This window comes from Rhodococcus sp. NPDC047139 (assembly GCF_040643435.1).
GTDB lineage: Bacteria > Actinomycetota > Actinomycetes > Mycobacteriales > Mycobacteriaceae > Rhodococcus.
In genome coordinates, this window is record NZ_JBEYUH010000011.1 from 46392 (window position 1) to 63253 (window position 16862).

Consider the following 16862-nt stretch of genomic DNA (forward strand, 5'->3'; position numbering starts at 1 on the left):
ATCGTGGCCGCCACCCAGGAAGAAATCATCACCGGTCTCGCCGAGATCATCGAAGAGGTCACCGGTATCGAGCCCTCCGAGGTGACCGTCGAGAAGTCCTTCGTCGACGACCTCGACATCGACTCGCTGTCCATGGTCGAGATCGCCGTTCAGACCGAGGACAAGTACGGCGTGAAGATCCCCGACGAGGATCTCGCCAGTCTCCGCACCGTCGGTGACGCCGTGTCCTACATCCAGAAGCTCGAGGCCGCAGGCGTTCAGGCCACGAACGACAACGAATGAGTTCTGCTGTGGCATCCCCTTCTCCTCGGGCACTCCGCAACGTCGTCGTCACCAGCCTCGCGGCCACGACGTCGATCGCCGGGGACGTGGACGCGACCTGGAAGGCGCTGCTGGCCGGTGAGAGCGGGATCGGCACAATCGACGGCGGGTTCGTCGAGGAGTTCGACCTCCCGGTTCGCATCGGGGGGACACTGAAAGTCAGCCCCGACGAGGGCCTGTCCCGCGTGGAACTCCGCCGCATGAGCTTCGTCGAGCGGCTGGCGCTGACTCTCGGGCGCACCGTGTGGCAGAACGCCGGCAGCCCCGAGGTCGACCACGACCGCCTCGGTGTGGTCATCGGTACGGGTCTCGGCGGCGGCGAGTCGCTCATCGACGCCGTCGACAAGCTTCGTGAAGGCGGGTACCGCAAGGTGTCCCCCTTCGCGGTGCAGATGATCATGCCGAACGGGCCGTCGGCCACCGTCGGGCTCGAACTCGGTGCCCGCGCGGGAGTCATCACCCCGGTCTCGGCATGCTCATCCGGGTCCGAGGCGATCGCCAACGCATACCGGATGATCGCGTTCGGCGACGCCGACATCGTCGTCACCGGCGGTGTCGAAGGCCAGCTGGACGCGGTCGCCACTGCAGGCTTCGCGATGATGCGGGCGCTGAGCACCCGCAACGACGACCCGCAGAGCGCGTCGCGCCCGTTCGACAAGGACCGCGACGGCTTCGTCTTCGGCGAGGCCGGCGCACTGATGGTCCTCGAGAGCGAAGAGCACGCCAAGGCACGCGGAGCGACCATCCACGGTCGGCTCCTCGGCGCCGGTATCACCTCGGACGGCTATCACATCGTGGCACCCGATCCGGAAGGCACGGGTGCGGCACGAGCGATGCGGCGGGCGATCGAGACCGCCGGGCTCACGAAGGCGGACATCGGGCACGTCAACGCGCATGCGACGGCAACCCCGATCGGCGACGTGGCCGAGGCGAAGGCCATCAACGCGGCCGTGGGCAACCACGCCGCGATCTACGCTCCGAAATCCGCGCTCGGGCATTCGATCGGCGCGGTGGGTGCACTCGAAGCAGTACTGACGGTCCTGGCGCTGCGTGACGGGGTCATCCCGCCGACGCTGAATCTCGAGAACCAGGATCCAGAAATCGATCTCGACGTGGTCAAGGGCGAACCGCGATCCGGACAGATCGATTTCGCGCTGAACAACTCGTTCGGTTTCGGTGGGCACAACGTGGCGCTCGCATTCGGTCGCGCCTGACCGTCCGCGCCCGTTCGCCCCTCGCGGTGAAGGCTCCGCCCGGGAGCCTTCACCGCGGCCCACCATCACCGCGTCTGCCCGAGGAGCACCCGATGACCATCCTGGATCCAGCCACGCTGCGCGAAACGCCGGTGGACCCGAGAGATCCGTTGGCCCGTCTCGAGAATCTGTTCGACCCGGGCAGCCTGGAGTTGCTGCACGTCCGCGACAAGTCCGGCGTCCTCGCCGCGATCGGAGACGTCGACGGCATCCGCACCGTTGCGTACTGCTCCGACGCCACCGTCATGGGCGGTGCCATGGGCGTCGAGGGATGCCGGCACATCGTCGAGGCGATCGACCTCGCCATCGACCACGAGTTCCCCGTGGTCGGTATCTTCCATTCCGGTGGAGCGCGTCTCGCCGAGGGTGTGGAGGCCCTTCACGCCGTCGGCCTGGTCTTCGAAGCCATGGTGCGCGCCTCCGGTCTGGTTCCCCAGATCTCCGTGGTCCTCGGTTTCGCTGCCGGTGGTGCCGCCTACGGCCCCGCACTGACCGATATCGTCATCATGGCCCCCGAGGGCCGGGTCTTCGTCACCGGCCCCGACGTGGTGCGAAGTGTCACCGGCGAACAGGTCGACATGGAATCACTCGGCGGCCCGGAGACGCACACCAAGAAGTCCGGTGTCGCCCACATCGCCGCGCACGATGAGGCCGATGCCCTGCATCGAGCACGCCGCCTGGTGTCGATGCTCGCCGAACAGGGCGAATTCGACGTCGCGGCAGCGGCACTCGGCGACACGGATCTTCGAGCGTTGCTCCCCGAGTCGCCTCGCCGCGCGTACGACGTGCGACCCATCGTGCATCAGTTGCTCGACAACATCGACGGAGAGTCCGCCTTCGAGGAGATCCAGGCCGGCTGGGCGCGCAGCATCGTCACCGGCTTCGGCCGGCTCGGCGGTCGCACGGTCGGGGTCATCGCGAACAATCCACTCCGCCTCGGCGGTTGCCTCAACTCCGAGAGCGCCGAGAAGTCAGCACGTTTCGTCCGGATGTGCAATGCCTTCGGAGTTCCGCTCGTCGTGATCGTCGACGTTCCCGGCTATCTTCCGGGCGTGAGCCAGGAATGGGAAGGTGTCGTGCGACGTGGCGCCAAACTGCTCCACGCGTTCGCCGAAGCGAAGGTTCCCCGCGTCACGCTGGTGACACGCAAGATCTACGGCGGCGCGTACATCGCGATGAACTCCCGCGCGCTCGGCGCCACGGCCGTCTACGCCTGGCCCGAATCCGAGGTGGCTGTGATGGGCGCGAAGGCCGCCGTGGGGATTCTCCACAAGAAGGCACTCGCCGCGGCGCCCGAGGAAGAGCGCGAAGCACTGCACGACCGCCTGGCCGCCGAGCACGAGGCCATCGCCGGCGGGGTCGGGCGCGCCATGGCGATCGGTGTCGTCGACGAGATGATCGATCCGGCTACCACGCGCAGCACGATCACTGCCGCATTGGCTGCAGCACCCGCGGTTCGCGGTCGGCACAAGAACATTCCGCTCTGATACGACAGACGAACACCGGCATCGCCCGATGAGCGATGCCGGTGTTCTCTCGTATCAGAAGGGGGTGGCGCGCATTCAGGTCCCCGACTCCCCGGCGGAAACCACGGTCAGCCGACGTCCCGGCGGAGCCAGGTCACCTGTGCTCCTTCGTCGCCGCTTCGGTACGGCTCGAGTTCCTCGTCCCACGCCGTTCCGAGCGCGCGATGCAATTCGCTGGTGATGTCGGCGGAGGAGAGCATGGCGCGCAGACGCATCTCGCCGAGTACGACGTCGCCGTTGGCACCGGTGATTCCCCGCCAGAGACCCAATCGGGGTACGTAGCTGAAACGTTCACCGTCCACACCCTCGCTCGGGTTCTCGGTGATCTCGAAACGGAGCATCGGCCACGACCGCAGAACATCGGCAAGTCGAGCGGCCGTGCCCACAGGGCCCACCCAATCGGCACAGGTGCGCAACAGCCCCGGTGCGGCCGGTTGACCCGTCCATGCCAGGTCGGGCCGGCTGTCGAGAATGTCGGCCAGTGCCCAATCGATGTGCGGGCACACTGCGGCCGGAGACGAGTGGATATAGATCACCCCCGCCGTAGCATCCGCGAATTGGTTGGATGCGCGCATACATTCACCTCCGAGTCGACCAGGACGTCTTCCCCAACGACCTTCGTCGACCAAGGCTTCTCCATGCAGGCTGGGTACAAGTGTGCCCCTGTGACGCATGTTTCGCCAGAAAACCAGAGAGGTTTATGTGAATTCCGTGATAATTGCGTCCCCGAGGGCAGGCCAGAGCGGTTTCGCCCAATCTCCGAACGCACGATCTGTGAGTACCACACAGGAGACGGAAATGTCGGGGTCTACCCAAATGAACGTGCCTGATTGACCGAAATGACCGAAAGTTCGGGAAGAATTACGCATAGCGGTCCAATGCGGATTCTTTTCGCCGCGAATTTCGAATCCGAGGCCCCAGTCGTTGGGCTTGAACATCCCGTAGCCCGGCACGAGTCCGTTCAGACCCGGGAACTGCACGGACGTCGCTTCGGCGACCGAGTCTCGCGAGACCAGCTCGGGAGCAAGCAATTCGCGTGCGAACAGAGCCAGATCTGCCACAGAAGACTGCGCTCCGTGCCCTGCCGGCCCGGGCAGGGAGGACGCCCGCATGCCGAGGGGCTCGAAGACCGCCTGCCGGAGGTATTCCGGAAACGCGATGTCTGCTTCGGCCTCGATGAGTTCGGCGAGCACCTCGAAGCCCGCGCTGGAGTAGATCCGCTTCTGCTCCGGCTCGGCCTGCGAGGTGCGCTCGGCGAAGGCGAGACCCGAGGCGTGCGCAAGCAGGTGCCGTACCGTCGATCCGGGAGGACCCGCCGGCTGGTCGAGTTCGATCGCGCCTTCCTCGACAGCCACCAATGCGGCGTACGCGACGAGCGGTTTCGTCACGGACGCGAGGGGATAGACCTCGCCGAGGTCTCCCGTGGACGCGACCGTGCCGCTGTCGCGGGTCACCACCGCGGCAGCGGCACGGTCGACGGGCCAGTCGCTGATCAGATCGAGGCTGTGCACTCGATCAGCCTACGAGACGGACCTACCTGGCAGCTCACCAGTCGGCTTCGGTGTACCGAATGACACCGCGGATGTTCCGGCCCTCGAGCATGTCCCGGTATCCGTCGTTGATCTGCTCGAGGGTGTAGGTGCGCGTGACCATGTCGGCCAGATTCAGCTGACCGGACTTGTAGAGATCGAGCAGATTCGGAATGTCCACGCGCGCATTGCAACCGCCGAAGATGTTGCCCTTGAGGTCCTTCTGCAGCATCGAGAACAGGAAGGAGTTGAGCTTGACGTCCATATCGGACATGTAACCCATTGCGGTCACGACGCACCGGCCACCCTTGGCTGTGAGTGTCAGCGCAGGGTCGACGAGCTCACCCTTCATCTCACCTACGGTGATGATCGTCGAGTGGCACATGCGGCCCCAGGTGATCTCCATGATGGGCACGATTGCCTCCTCGATGGAGGCGAAGGTGTGCGTGGCTCCGAACTTGAGGGCCTGCTCCCTCTTCCAGGGCTCCGGGTCGATCGCGAAGACGTGACGCGCACCCGAGGCGACGGCTCCTTGCAGAGCGCTCATCCCGACCCCACCGACACCGATGACGGCGACCGAGTCTCCGGCCTTGACCTCGGCGATGTTCGTCGCCGAACCCCACCCGGTGGGCACACCGCACCCGACCAGAGCTGCGAGTTCGAACGGCACTTCCTTGTCGATCTTCACGACCTGGCTCTGGTTGACGGTCATGTACGGGGCGAAGGTTCCGAGAAGGCACATCGCGATCACGTTCTGGCCCCGCGCCTGGATGCGGTAGGTGCCGTCGGAGATCGCCTGGCCGCTCAGCAGACCCGCACCGAGATCGCACAGGTTCGAGTGCCCCGACGCACAGGACGGACACCGGCCGCAGGCAGGGATGAAGGACAACACGACGTGGTCGCCCACCTCGAGCCCCACCACACCTTCACCGACCTTCGTGATCACACCCGAGCCTTCGTGCCCGCCCATCGCAGGGAACGACGGCATGGGGGTCGCCCCCGTGACGATGTGATGGTCGGAGTGGCACATGCCGGCGGCTTCCATGCGGATCTGCACTTCGCCCGCGACCGGATCGCCGAGCTCGATCTCCTCGACCGACCACGGTTCGTCGATACCCCACAGCACTGCACCCTTGGTCTTCATCTGGCTCGCCCTCCATCGCATTGCCTGTTGTGCACGTGACGATAGCCACAATTTCACAGAATTGGAACAGGTTCTAGGACAGTTTCCGCTCCGGATGGAACTTCGGCCCGGGACATTGCGAAGGCGCAGTCACACAGGTCCCCACGCCCGATCGTCCGATGAAGATGCGCCGTGCCCATCATTCCGGAAGCGCCTGACGGCGTGCCCCTCGCCGGCGCCTAGGCGACACACTTCGCCCACTCCGCGCGATCGACGATCTCGCGATATTCAGCCTCTCATTGTAGAGAATGGCATTTCCGTCTAACGTGATCGACATGTTCGATCGCGGCGAGGGCCGCCGCATCGGCATCGGACAACGGAGGACGAACCATGACGACGAAGGCGCTCGCGCCCGACGTATCCACGTGGCCGGCAGATGACCCGCAGCTCATCGGGAGCCGCTGCGACGACTGCTCCGCGACCACGTGGCCGACCCAGCCGCGCTGCCCCCGATGCAGCGGCGCGAACATCTCCGAGCTACTGCTGCCGCGACGCGGCACGCTCGTGGCATGGACGACCCAGGGCTTCGTGCCGAAGCAGCCGTACGCCGGAAACGAGACGGCAGCAACCTTCGAGCCCTTCGCTTTCGGATTGGTCCAGCTCGGTGACGTGGTGCGCGTCGAGGCGCGCCTCACCGAGACCGACCCGGCCAAGCTCGTGCCCGGCATGGAACTCGAGCTCACCTTCGTCCCCTTCTACACGGACGAGGACGGCACCGACATCGTCACGTGGGCCTTCGCGCCGATCTGATCCGCACACATCCCATCGAGGAGTTCCCGACATCATGAATGACGTTGCCATCATCGGCGTGGGTCTTCACCCGTTCGGTAGATTCGGCGCCAAATCGGCTATCGAAATGGCCGCAGACGCAATCCAGCTCGCCCTCGAAGACTCGGGCGTCGCCTGGAAGGACATCCAGTTCGGCATCGGCGGCAGCTACGAGGTGGACAACACCGACGCCGTGACCCGACTGGTCGGCCTGACCGGCATTCCTTTCACCAACGTGTTCAACGCGTGCGCGACGTCCGCGAGCGCGATCGAGCAGACCGCGGACGGTATCCGTTCCGGAAAGTACGACATCGGCATCGCGGTGGGCACCGACAAGCATCCCCGCGGGGCGTTCACCGCAGATCCCGCCATGCTGGGCCTGCCCGCCTGGTACGCGGAGAACGGGCAGTTCGTCACCACCAAGTTCTTCGGGATGAAGGCCAACCGTTACGCGATCGAGCACGGCATCTCGCACGAGACCCTCGCACGCGTCGCCGCGAAGAACTACCGCAACGGCGGACTCAACCCGAAAGCCTTCCGCCGCACCGAATTCAGCATCGATGAGATTCTGTCGTCACCGATGCTCAACTACCCCCTCACGGCGAAGATGTTCTGCGCACCGGACGAAGGTGCCGCTGCCGTGATCATGTGCCGCGGCGACCTGGTCTCCAAGTACACGACCAACAAACCGGTCTACTTGCGCTCCACCGCAATACGGACGCGCACCTACGGTGCGTACGAGGTCCATGCGACCTGGGCGGCGATCGACGAGGATGTCTCTCCCACCGTCTACGCCGCCAAGGCCGCGTACGAGGCCGCCGGAATCGGCCCCGAGGACGTCGACGTCGCGCAACTCCAGGACACCGACGCCGGTGCGGAAGTGATCCACATGGCCGAGACCGGCCTGTGCGCGGACGGCGACCAGGAGAAGCTGATCGCCGAGGGCGCCACCGAAATCGGTGGATCTCTTCCGGTGAACACCGACGGTGGTCTCATCGCCAACGGCGAACCCATCGGTGCCTCCGGAATCCGCCAGGTCCACGAATTGGTTCTGCAACTGCGTGGCCAGGCCGGGGACCGGCAGGTTCCCGGCGAGCCCCAGGTGGGTCTCGCTCAGGTCTACGGTGCCCCCGGCACCGCGGCCGCGTCGATCCTGTCACTCTGAGTATCACTCAACTTCTCGAAAGATCGGCCGCCGCACGATAACTCACGTGCGGCGGCCGATCTGTTCGCGAAGCTCCGCCGGCCCGGTATCGCCCCACCCGGGGCGTGGTCCCCGGATGGAGAAAGGTAATGTCCACCTCAGCGGGTCGGCTGCGGGGATCGACTCATCACCATCGATTCCAATCGAGGAGTTCATCCGTGCGTCGATCAGCCGTGTCCCGTAATGCCCTCCGTGGCTTGGCCACCGGTATCGCAAGCCTGTCGGTACTCGTATTCGCCACCACCACTGCGCACGCGGCCCCCGAACCTTCCGCTGCCTATGTCGAGGGCGTCGACGAAATCACGGACCAGCATTGGACGGTCAGCATCTACTCCCCCGCCATGGATACCGTCGTACCCCTCGACGTCCTGCGCCCGGCCGACTCGGCCGAGCCGCGTCCGGTGGTCTACGCCCTCGGTGGAGCCGGCGTCGGGGTCATCGACGGCACCGGCTGGATGGAAAGCAGCGACATCGCCGAGTTCTTCTCGGAGAAGAACGTCAACGTCGTGATTCCGGCTACCGGCAACTTCAGCTATTTCACCGACTGGACTGCGGACGATCCGACTCTCGGCCGGAACCGGTGGCAGACCTTCCTCACCGAGGAACTGCCGCCTGTCATCGAAGACCTGCTGGACGCCGACGGACAGCGATCGATCATCGGAATGTCCATGAGCGCCGGCGCCGCACTGGACCTGGCGATCCAGAGCGGAGATCTGTACTCGGGTGTCGCCTCCTTCAGCGGGTGCGTGCGTACGAGCGACCCCGTCGGGCGGCAGTACGTGAGACTCGTCGTCGAACGCCGCGGCAAGGGCGACGTCGAGAACATGTGGGGGCCGGTCGACGACCCGCGCTGGACCGAGCACGATGTGTACCTCAACGCCGAGCGACTGCGAGGCAAGGCCCTGTACCTGTCGAGCCGCAACGGCCTCCCCGGTCCGTACGACCATCCCGGGCAGGAGCGGGCAGCGGGTGAATCGTTCACCACGCAGATCGTGGCCGGTGGGGCGATCGAGGCTGCGACAAGCATCTGCACCAGGCAGTTGGTGGACAAGCTCGGCTCGCTCGGTATTCCGGTCACAGCCGATCTCGGTGCGGCAGGGACGCATTCGTGGGGTTACTGGGAGGACGATCTGCGTAAGGCCTGGCCGATCCTCGCCGAGTCGATGCACGTCGAGCCCTGACCCCTCGACCAGCACGCACCACCCGTCTTCCGCCCGTCCGCCCTGCGGCATCACCGTCCCCCGCCCGCAGAGCGTGGCCTCATCGCCCGGCTGATCCCTACCCGCCGGCTGTCCGCCACCCGAGGGAGACGTGCACAGCGGCTGCGAGGAGCGCGGCCACGGTCTGACGCATCACGGCGGTGGCTCCCTCGACGTCGAGTTCGTACTCGTCGCGCAACACCGACCAGGATGCCCACGTACTGGCGATTCCGAGTGCCTGGATCGCCTGTATACGGCGTGCCTCCGGCAGGGGCGCCAGTTCGCGGGCGAAGAGCACCTCGATTTCGTCGGTGACGCGCCCGATGTGTCGCAGACGATTGGTCCGGAGTTCCCGCGAGTAGGGCTCCCGCAATCCCGCCGCCCGCGCGTAGGGAGCAATGAACTCGAGCAGTTTCGCTCGCTGCGCGCAGAAGCCGTCCACTCGATCGGGAAGATCGAGCTCGGGCGACACCGGGACGAACATCGCGTCCTGGCGCCTGAGGAGTTCGGCGCCCGTGGTTCGGAACAGCGTTTCCAGATCGTTGAAGTTGGCCCACAACGCACGAAGGGAGATTCCGGCGCGCTCGGCGATCTGCGCGCCGGTCGGTTTCAGTTCCCCCGCCTCGATCAGTGCGATGTGCGCGTCGATCACGGCGCGCCGGGTGCGCTCCCCGCGTGCGGTCCGCCCGTCCGAGGTGCTGGCCACCACCGATCCCTCACTTTGCGTCGTAGCTCTGTTGCTGTGCTGCATTCTGCCAGCGCCCGGGAGGATCCTCCGGGCCGTGCGGTGCGCACCGGACCTCATGCGGACACGGCCGCGGGGCCGCCGTCGTGAACCGACGACACCGGTCGTGCGCTACGGGACGCGCCGTCCCGCACCGGATCCGATCACCGTGCTGTTTCCTCTTCGAGACGATCTTCCCGGGCAGTAGAAAGATTCACTTGCAGTGTTGTAACCTGTCGCTGAAAAGTGACTCACGTCTCAACTATATCCGGCAGATCACCCTAAAGTCCGAAGACGTCACGAGAGAAAGTGCACCCACTGTGCAATCAATCGTCACCCGGAGTGAATCTCCTGCCCGGCTCCGCCTCAACGGCATCGAGGTCCGTTTCGGTGGGCTCGTCGCACTCGAGAACGTGTCACTGCAAGTCCCGGCGGGCGAGGTGGTCGGCGTCATGGGTCCGAACGGCGCAGGGAAGACGACGCTGTTCAACGTCGTCTGCGGATTCCAGCGCCCACACGCCGGGACACTGCTCTTCGACGGCCGTGTGGTTCGCCCCGTGCCTCACCGCCTGGTCCGGCACGGGGTCGGGCGCACCCTGCAGGGACTCGGACTCTTCGGCGGGCTCACCGTCCTCGAGAACGTTGCCGCGGGCGCATCGCTGTCACACCGCGCACCGTTCGCCACGAGCCTTCTCGCCTTGCCGTACGGCACCCGGGCCCAGCGGGCCGCCCGCGCCGCGGCTGCCGATCTGCTCGACGAGTTCGGGATCGGCGACTACGCGAACTCGCTGCCGCCGGCACTCCCCTACGCGGTCGCGAAGAAGGTTGCGCTCGCACGCACCCTCATCTCGGACCCGACACTGCTTCTGCTCGACGAACCGGCGGGCGGGCTCGACAACACCGACATCGAGGAACTTCGGGCGCTGATTCGCCGCCTCCCCACGCGCGGCGACGGATCACGTTCGGTGATGCTCGTCGAACACAACGTCGACCTGATCATGTCGGTGTGCGACCACATCGTCGTCCTCGACTTCGGCAAGGTGATCGCTGCGGGAACACCCGACGAGATCCGCGCCGACCCACTGGTCGCCGCGGCCTATCTCGGCGGTAGGGAGGCGGCGTGACCTCCCCCTTACTGCGCGTCGAAAACCTCACGGGCGGATACGGTCCCGTTCCGGTACTGCACGAAGTGAGCTTCGACGTCCCACCCGGCACCATCGCGGCCGTCGTCGGCGCCAACGGAGCCGGGAAAACGACCTTGCTGCGGGCACTGTCCGGAATGCTGCCCGCAGTCCAGGGCGCGGTCAGCGTGTCCGGCAGACCGGTGCTCGGTGTCCCCACGGAACAGTTCGTCCGCCACGGCGTGGCCCACGTACCCGAAGGCCGCGGCGTGATCGGCGAATTGACCGTGGAGGAGAATCTGCGGCTCGGCGGGCTGTGGCGCAAGGACCGCGCGGGAACGAAGCGCGCGATCGCCGAGATGTACGAGCTGTTCGAGCCGCTCGCCCGCCGCCGCGACAGCAGCGGCCATCAACTCTCCGGCGGAGAACGTCAGATGCTCGCGATCGGCCGTGCACTGGTCGCGCGACCCTCACTGCTCCTCCTCGACGAGCCGTCGCTGGGTCTCGCACCGCGCATCGTGGACCTCATCATGACGGTCCTGCGCGACCTGCGCGACCGTACCGGGCTCACAGTGGTGCTCGTCGAGCAGAACGTCCACAGCGCCCTCCCGATCGCCGACCAGGCGATCGTGCTGGCACTGGGCCGCATCGTCGTCGCCACTTCGGCTGCAGAACTCGTGATGGACAGCGACTTCCGCACCGCCTACCTGGGATTCTGAGGAGTAACCGATGGACAGGTTCCTGTTTCTCACTGTGGACGGACTCGCGCGGGGTGCCGTTTTCGCAGCGTTCGCTCTGGCCCTGGTGCTGATCTGGCGCGGCACCCGCGTGATCAACTTCGCGCAGGGTGCGATGGCCGCGGCCACCACGTACATCGCCTATTCGGTGACGTCGGCAACCGGTTCGTACTGGTACGGCCTCGTCGCAGCGGTCGTCAGCGGCTTTCTCCTGGGAGCGCTCGTCGAGCGGGTGCTGATCCGGCGTCTCGACCGCGGACGTCCACTGGCCGCGGTGATCGTCGCACTCGGACTCGTCATGGTGATCCACTCCGTCCTGGGCATGATCTACGGCAACGACTTCCGGCCCATGCAGTTGCCGTTCGGTCGTGACCCGTTGCGAGTGGGGAACGTTCCGCTCTTGTCCCCGTACGACGTGTTCGTCTTCGCCGCGGTGGGAGTGGTGGTCGTCGGACTCGGCCTTCTGTTCACCCGGACCGATCTCGGCTTGAAGATGCGTGCCTCTGCGTTCGCACCGGACGTGTCGAGGCTGCTGGGGGTGAAGGTCTCGTCGATGCTCACCCTCGGCTGGGCGCTGGCCGGTGCGGTCGGGGGGCTCGCAGCCTTTCTCGTCGTACCCACCGAGCTCGGATTGAACCCGCACTCGGTCGATCTCGTGTTCATCTTCGCCTTCACCGCAGCTGTGATCGGCGGGCTCGACAGCCCGGTGGGCGCTGTCCTCGGCGGTCTCGCGACGGGCGTGCTGCTGAGCTTCGTCAGCGGTTACCTCAGTGGGAGCGTAGCGCCGATCGCGGTACTGGTGATGCTGCTGGCAGTGCTCCTGCTGCGGCCCCAGGGCATCTTCTCCGGCGTCACTGCCAGGCAGGTCTGATCATGCACAGGTACCGTTTCGATTCGTTTGCCGGGCGCGCGGCGGTGGTCGGTGCCGTCACTGTCTCCGTCATCGCGATCATCTTCGTGTTACCGCCTTTCCGGAACTACCAACTGGCCACGATCGCCGCCTATCTGTGCGCGACCGCCGGTCTGACAGTGCTCATCGGCCGCAACGGTCAACTCTCACTCGGACACGGAGCGTTGATGGCCTGCGGCGCATACTCGTTCGCGCTGACCTCGAACGCGATGGGCGACGCGGGTGCCACCGGGATCTCGATTCTGCTCGTGCCGCTCGCGGCTTCGGTGATGGTCACTTCCGTGGTCGGGGTCGTCGTCGGGGCAGCCGCGGCGCGGTTGCACGGCCCCTACCTGGCCGGCTTGACGCTCGCGCTCGTGGTCGTGATCCCCTCCGTCACAACCACGTTCTCGAGTGTGCTCGGCGGCGACCAGGGACTGTGGGCGTACGTCGAGGGTCCACCGAGCAGCATCGCGGCAGCCTTCACGGTCGAACAGTGGCAGGCCACGATCGCCGTGCTGGCAGCGGCCCTGACTGTGCTCGCCTTGTCGAACCTCGTTGCCGGCGACTTCGGCCGCCGCATGCAGGCCGTGCGCGACGACGAGATCGCTGCGCGCCTCACCGGTATCGACGTGGCCCGCACCAAGATCACCACATTCGTGGTGAGTGCCGGTGCCGCGGGTCTCGGGGGCGGTGTGCTCGCGATGGTGTCCCAGAGCGCCTCCCCGGGGGCGTTCGGCGTCACCTTTTCACTGTTCCTCCTGATGGGCGTGGTCATCGGTGGCCTCGGATCCCTTCTCGGCGCGGTGTGGGGCGCGGTACTTCTCGTCGTGCTCCCCGCCCTCGTGTCCGCGCTCACCGACTCGCTCGCGCTGTCTCCGTCCCTCGCCGAACGGCTGGACGGAAACCTTGCGCTCGCCGTCTTCGGCGTCGCCGTCATCCTCATCGTGCTGCTCGCCCCGGCCGGCCTCCAGGGCCTGTTCGGTGCAGCGATCCGCCGCCTCCGGCCGGGTACCCGCAGGACCCGGCATGGACGTCCCCGCAATTCCGCTTCCGTCTCCACCCCACCGAAAGCAGAGGCCAGTATATGAAAACGGTTCGGCGGCACCAACTCTCCCTCGTCGCGGTAGCCGCGACGACTGCCTTGACGCTTGCCGCGTGCGGCAGCGGCACCAGCGCTTCGACCGGGGCATCCGGGGACGGCGACACCACCGGTGTCACCGACACCTCCGTGCTGATCGGTACACATATGCCGCTCACGGGCCCGGCCGCTGCCGGATACTCGAAAATCCCACCCGCCACCAAGGCATATTTCGACTACATCAACGAGCAGGGTGGCGTGCACGGCCGCGCCATCGAGTACAAGGTCCTCGACGACGGGTACAACCCGTCCAATACCCAGCAAGTGGTTCGGGAGCTGGTGCTGCAGGACCGCGTGTTCGCGATACTCGGCGGACTGGGAACGCCCACCCATTCGGGTGTACTCGACTTCCTCGACTCCAACAACGTTCCGGATCTGTTCGTCGCGTCCGGCTCGCGAGTGTGGAACCAGCCCGACAAGTATCCCAACACCTTCGGCTTCAACGCCGACTACACCGTCGAGGCCAAGATCATGGCGCAGTACGTCAAGGACAACCTCCCGGGCAAGAAGGTGTGCACGCTGGGGCAGGACGACGATTTCGGGCGCGACTATCTGGCGGGAGTCGAGCAGATCGTCGGCGCCGACGCAGTCGTCGAAAAACAGTTCTACGCGACCAGCAACACCAATGTGGCTCCGCAGATCGGCGCGCTTCAGGCGGCAGGGTGCGAGGTCGTCATGCTCGCCACGATTCCCGGTTTCACGGCGTTGGCGATCGGGACCGCCGGCCGGCTCGGATTCCGTCCCCAGTGGACCACCGCATCGGTCGGCGGCGACTATCTGACGCTGTCCAAGACACTCGGTGAGGCGGCCCCGCTCGCCGAGGGGCTGCTCAGCACCAACTACCTGTCCTCGCACTTCAGTGAGGACGACGAGTGGACCACCAAGTTCCGGGAGATCAACGCGCAGTACAACAACGGCGCCGAGTTCGACGGCAATGTCGTCTACGGCATGTCCATGGCGCACACCTTCGTGCAGGCACTCGAAGCTGCGGGCGAGAATCCCACGCGCGAATCGATCGTCGAGGCGGTCCGGACGACCGACTTCACCGGCCCCAACCTTGTGCCGTTCCGGTTCTCCGAGGACGACCATTCCGGGGCCGGGGGCGCACGGGTCAATCAGGTCGTCGACGGTGTCCAGGAGTACTTCGGACCCGCGTACACCACCACCGACGCGGCCGGCGACCCCGTGGTGGAGTACCGACCGGAATAGCCCACGCCTCAGCGGCCGGTCTCAGTCCGTAACGGTCGCCATCGCGGACAGTCGGCGCGCGAGAAGTGCTGCGGCCTGCCGCAGCTCGGGAGGTTCCACGATGACGGCTTCGAAACCCAGGCGTGCGATGTGCAGGGCCAGCCAGTCCAGGTCGTCTCCGCCGACCACGAGCACACACCACCCGTCGGGGCCGTCCTCGACCCGCCCGACCTGCGGCGGCACGAGGTCACGCACCTGTCCGGCATGCGCATGCAGGCGGACGCGGGCGATGTAGCGATACGGCGACTCGGTCACGGACCGCTGGACGTAGGCCGCCGGATCGGGGTGCTTTCGCGGCCGGAACCGCCACGTCGTGGCCGTCACCTCCCGCATCCGGTCGAGCCGGTAGGTACGCCAGTCGTCGCGGTCGACGTCCCAGGCCATGAGATACCAGTTCGGTCCGGCAGCGACCATCCGTACCGGTTCCACGGTGCGCTCGTCGTCGACGTCGTGCCTCGTGGTGTAGCGGAACCGCACGCGGGTCGCATCGCGACAGGCTCGGGCCAGTGCGATGAGCACGTCCGCGTCGATCTCGGTTCCCGCTCCGACGACGGTCTCGGTGGCGCCGTATACGGCCCGCACCTGTTCACGCAGGCGTGGCGGCATCACCTGGTCGAGTTTGGTCAGGGCGCGTAGGGCCGCCTCGGCCGCGCCCGCGATCGTGCTGCCCGACGCCAGTCGCAGCGACACCGCCGTGGCGATCGCCTCGTCGTCGTGCAGGAGCAACGGCGGCAGCCTCGTGCCGGCTCCGAGTTGATAACCGCCACCGACTCCCGGCGTCGCACGTACCGGATAGCCGAGGGCGCGCAAGCGCTCCACGTCACGGCGCACCGAGCGCTCGGTCACGCGAAGCTCCTCGGCCAGTTCGACCCCCGTCCAGGACGGGCGGCTCTGCAGCAGCGCCAGCACCCGCAGGACCCGCTCGGTGGTCGACTCGACGGTCACACCACGATGGTCGCACGGATCACGGACCGTAGCTGTCCGCAATGTGCGCGAGGGTGAGTCCATGACCGAGTACAGCTTGAACGATCTGCTGCGGGAGCAACTCGTCTATCCGGCACGCCGCCGCCTCGACGGCCTCACCGACGACGAGTACTTCTTCGAGCCCGTGCCGGGCTGCTGGAGTGTGCGAGCCCGCGGTACGAGTGCCGCGCCCGTGCAAGCGGGAGCCGGGGCGATGACCATCGATTTCGCGTTCCCCGAACCCGATCCACCGCCGTTCACGACGATCGCGTGGCGCCTCGGGCACGTCATCGTCGGCGTGCTGGCAATGCGGAACGCGAGCCATTTCGGGCGTGCCCCCACCGATTACGCGTCGTTCGAGTACGCGGCGACCGCCGACGAGGCCCTCGCCCAACTCGATACCGAACTCGCCACATGGACGGCAGGCGTCGAGTCTCTCGGCGAAGAGGGGCTCGCTCGTCCCTGCGGCGAAGCGGAAGGACCGTACGCCGACTACCCCATGGCACTACTGGTCCTTCACATTCACCGAGAACTCATCCATCATCTGTCCGAGGTCTGCCTCTTGCGGGATCTCTACGAACATTCCCTACCCGGAGTCCGCCAGGAGGCGAGCTGACATGACCCGCGAAGTTCAGATCACGTTCGATTGCGCCGATCCCGGATCCCTTGCGGAGTTCTGGGCCGAGGCCCTCGGCTACGAGATTCAGAAGCCCCCGGGCAGTTTCACCTCGTGGGACGACGCACTCGATGCGATGGGAGTGCCGCCCGAACGGCGCAACGACGCGTCTGCGGTCGTCGATCCCGACGAAGCCGGACCACGGCTGTTCTTCCAGAAGGTGCCCGAGGGCAAGCAGGCCAAGAATCGGGTACATCTGGATGTGCGGGCCGCTCCCGGGCTCGACGGCACGGCACGCATGAACGCCTTGGAGGCCGAAGCCGAGCGCCTCGTCGCGTGTGGGGCCACCCGCCTCGAGCGCCATGACCCGCATCTCCCCTTCGGGGCCGGACACATCGTGATGGCCGACCCCGAGGGCAACGAGTTCTGCCTGGACTGAA

General features: G+C 66.3%; 18 protein-coding genes. 13 read left to right on the forward strand and 5 right to left on the reverse strand.

The window, feature by feature from the left end:
- Positions 1-3: 3 nt before the first annotated feature.
- The 3 genes from acpM to ABZ789_RS15290 all read left to right on the forward strand — a co-directional run bounded on the left by acpM (position 4) and on the right by ABZ789_RS15290 (position 3061).
- A complete protein-coding gene (gene acpM, locus ABZ789_RS15280) occupies positions 4-282 on the forward strand; it encodes a meromycolate extension acyl carrier protein AcpM (RefSeq protein ID WP_358425047.1) in 279 nt (92 codons plus the stop codon).
- Positions 279-1535 (forward strand): KasA/KasB family beta-ketoacyl-ACP synthase, encoded by a 1257-nt coding sequence (locus ABZ789_RS15285; protein WP_358425048.1) that lies wholly within the window; start codon positions 279-281, stop codon positions 1533-1535. Before acpM ends, ABZ789_RS15285 begins: the two co-directional genes overlap by 4 nt.
- A gap of 92 nt (positions 1536-1627) precedes the next feature.
- Positions 1628-3061, forward strand: a complete 1434-nt coding sequence (locus ABZ789_RS15290) for a carboxyl transferase domain-containing protein (protein ID WP_358425050.1) — start codon at positions 1628-1630, stop codon at positions 3059-3061.
- 107 nt (positions 3062-3168) lie between these two features.
- On the opposite strand, the gene ABZ789_RS15295 is transcribed toward ABZ789_RS15290, so the two are convergent.
- The 3 genes from ABZ789_RS15295 to ABZ789_RS15305 all read right to left on the reverse strand — a co-directional run bounded on the left by ABZ789_RS15295 (position 3169) and on the right by ABZ789_RS15305 (position 5773).
- Positions 3169-3675, reverse strand: coding sequence for a DUF3145 domain-containing protein (locus ABZ789_RS15295; protein WP_358425052.1), 507 nt, complete (start codon positions 3673-3675; stop codon positions 3169-3171).
- 123 nt (positions 3676-3798) lie between these two features.
- Positions 3799-4611 carry a serine hydrolase domain-containing protein gene (locus ABZ789_RS15300; RefSeq protein WP_358425054.1) on the reverse strand — a complete coding sequence of 271 codons (813 nt, stop codon included), beginning with the start codon at positions 4609-4611 and terminating at the stop codon, positions 3799-3801.
- 34 nt (positions 4612-4645) lie between these two features.
- Positions 4646-5773, reverse strand: coding sequence for an NDMA-dependent alcohol dehydrogenase (locus tag ABZ789_RS15305; RefSeq protein WP_358425056.1), 1128 nt, complete (start codon positions 5771-5773; stop codon positions 4646-4648).
- Positions 5774-6142: 369 nt separating this feature from the next.
- On the opposite strand from ABZ789_RS15305, the gene ABZ789_RS15310 reads away from it, so the two are divergent.
- The 3 genes from ABZ789_RS15310 to ABZ789_RS15320 all read left to right on the forward strand — a co-directional run bounded on the left by ABZ789_RS15310 (position 6143) and on the right by ABZ789_RS15320 (position 8965).
- Positions 6143-6562, forward strand: a complete 420-nt coding sequence (locus tag ABZ789_RS15310; RefSeq protein WP_358425058.1) for an OB-fold domain-containing protein — start codon at positions 6143-6145, stop codon at positions 6560-6562.
- A 34-nt stretch (positions 6563-6596) separates the two neighbouring features.
- A complete protein-coding gene (locus ABZ789_RS15315; protein ID WP_358425060.1) occupies positions 6597-7745 on the forward strand; it encodes a thiolase family protein in 1149 nt (382 codons plus the stop codon).
- Between the two features lie 197 nt (positions 7746-7942).
- Positions 7943-8965: an alpha/beta hydrolase family protein gene (locus ABZ789_RS15320; RefSeq protein WP_358425062.1), complete on the forward strand. Its 1023-nt coding sequence runs from the start codon at positions 7943-7945 to the stop codon at positions 8963-8965.
- Positions 8966-9062: 97 nt separating this feature from the next.
- On the opposite strand, the gene ABZ789_RS15325 is transcribed toward ABZ789_RS15320, so the two are convergent.
- Complete coding sequence (locus ABZ789_RS15325; protein WP_358425064.1) at positions 9063-9689, reverse strand: TetR/AcrR family transcriptional regulator; 627 nt, start codon at positions 9687-9689, stop codon at positions 9063-9065.
- Between the two features lie 338 nt (positions 9690-10027).
- Here ABZ789_RS15325 and ABZ789_RS15330 point away from each other — a divergent pair, with 338 nt between their 5' ends.
- The 5 genes from ABZ789_RS15330 to ABZ789_RS15350 are packed head-to-tail and all read left to right on the forward strand — an operon-like array spanning position 10028 to position 14804.
- Positions 10028-10831, forward strand: coding sequence for an ATP-binding cassette domain-containing protein (locus ABZ789_RS15330; protein WP_358425066.1), 804 nt, complete (start codon positions 10028-10030; stop codon positions 10829-10831).
- A complete protein-coding gene (locus tag ABZ789_RS15335; RefSeq protein WP_358425068.1) occupies positions 10828-11547 on the forward strand; it encodes an ABC transporter ATP-binding protein in 720 nt (239 codons plus the stop codon). The genes ABZ789_RS15330 and ABZ789_RS15335 overlap by 4 nt, the downstream gene beginning before the upstream one ends.
- 10 nt (positions 11548-11557) lie before the next feature.
- Positions 11558-12436, forward strand: coding sequence for a branched-chain amino acid ABC transporter permease (locus tag ABZ789_RS15340; RefSeq protein WP_358425070.1), 879 nt, complete (start codon positions 11558-11560; stop codon positions 12434-12436).
- A 2-nt stretch (positions 12437-12438) separates the two neighbouring features.
- On the forward strand, positions 12439-13545 hold the full coding sequence (locus ABZ789_RS15345) for a branched-chain amino acid ABC transporter permease (RefSeq protein ID WP_358425072.1): 1107 nt from the start codon (positions 12439-12441) through the stop codon (positions 13543-13545).
- Positions 13542-14804 (forward strand): ABC transporter substrate-binding protein, encoded by a 1263-nt coding sequence (locus ABZ789_RS15350; protein WP_358425073.1) that lies wholly within the window; start codon positions 13542-13544, stop codon positions 14802-14804. The genes ABZ789_RS15345 and ABZ789_RS15350 overlap by 4 nt, the downstream gene beginning before the upstream one ends.
- 21 nt (positions 14805-14825) lie before the next feature.
- On the opposite strand, the gene ABZ789_RS15355 is transcribed toward ABZ789_RS15350, so the two are convergent.
- Positions 14826-15788 (reverse strand): YafY family protein, encoded by a 963-nt coding sequence (locus ABZ789_RS15355; protein WP_358425074.1) that lies wholly within the window; start codon positions 15786-15788, stop codon positions 14826-14828.
- A 61-nt stretch (positions 15789-15849) separates the two neighbouring features.
- Here ABZ789_RS15355 and ABZ789_RS15360 point away from each other — a divergent pair, with 61 nt between their 5' ends.
- Both ABZ789_RS15360 and ABZ789_RS15365 read left to right on the forward strand, forming a co-directional pair.
- Positions 15850-16422 carry a DinB family protein gene (locus ABZ789_RS15360; RefSeq protein ID WP_358425076.1) on the forward strand — a complete coding sequence of 191 codons (573 nt, stop codon included), beginning with the start codon at positions 15850-15852 and terminating at the stop codon, positions 16420-16422.
- Position 16423: 1 nt separating this feature from the next.
- Positions 16424-16861, forward strand: a complete 438-nt coding sequence (locus tag ABZ789_RS15365; RefSeq protein WP_358425078.1) for a VOC family protein — start codon at positions 16424-16426, stop codon at positions 16859-16861.
- Position 16862 lies beyond the last annotated feature (1 nt).

Bases quoted from the DNA above. Each gene is read 5' to 3' on its own strand.
- ABZ789_RS15345 (WP_358425072.1), top strand. From the start codon at position 12,439: ATGCACAGGTACCGTTTCGATTCGTTTGCCGGGCGCGCGGCGGTGGTC.
- ABZ789_RS15310 (WP_358425058.1), top strand. From the start codon at position 6,143: ATGACGACGAAGGCGCTCGCGCCCGACGTATCCACGTGGCCGGCAGAT.
- ABZ789_RS15315 (WP_358425060.1), top strand. From the start codon at position 6,597: ATGAATGACGTTGCCATCATCGGCGTGGGTCTTCACCCGTTCGGTAGA.
- ABZ789_RS15350 (WP_358425073.1), top strand. From the start codon at position 13,542: ATGAAAACGGTTCGGCGGCACCAACTCTCCCTCGTCGCGGTAGCCGCG.
- ABZ789_RS15295 (WP_358425052.1), bottom strand. From the start codon at position 3,675: ATGCGCGCATCCAACCAATTCGCGGATGCTACGGCGGGGGTGATCTAT.
- ABZ789_RS15340 (WP_358425070.1), top strand. From the start codon at position 11,558: ATGGACAGGTTCCTGTTTCTCACTGTGGACGGACTCGCGCGGGGTGCC.
- ABZ789_RS15365 (WP_358425078.1), top strand. From the start codon at position 16,424: ATGACCCGCGAAGTTCAGATCACGTTCGATTGCGCCGATCCCGGATCC.
- ABZ789_RS15305 (WP_358425056.1), bottom strand. From the start codon at position 5,773: ATGAAGACCAAGGGTGCAGTGCTGTGGGGTATCGACGAACCGTGGTCG.
- ABZ789_RS15360 (WP_358425076.1), top strand. From the start codon at position 15,850: ATGACCGAGTACAGCTTGAACGATCTGCTGCGGGAGCAACTCGTCTAT.
- ABZ789_RS15290 (WP_358425050.1), top strand. From the start codon at position 1,628: ATGACCATCCTGGATCCAGCCACGCTGCGCGAAACGCCGGTGGACCCG.
- ABZ789_RS15285 (WP_358425048.1), top strand. From the start codon at position 279: ATGAGTTCTGCTGTGGCATCCCCTTCTCCTCGGGCACTCCGCAACGTC.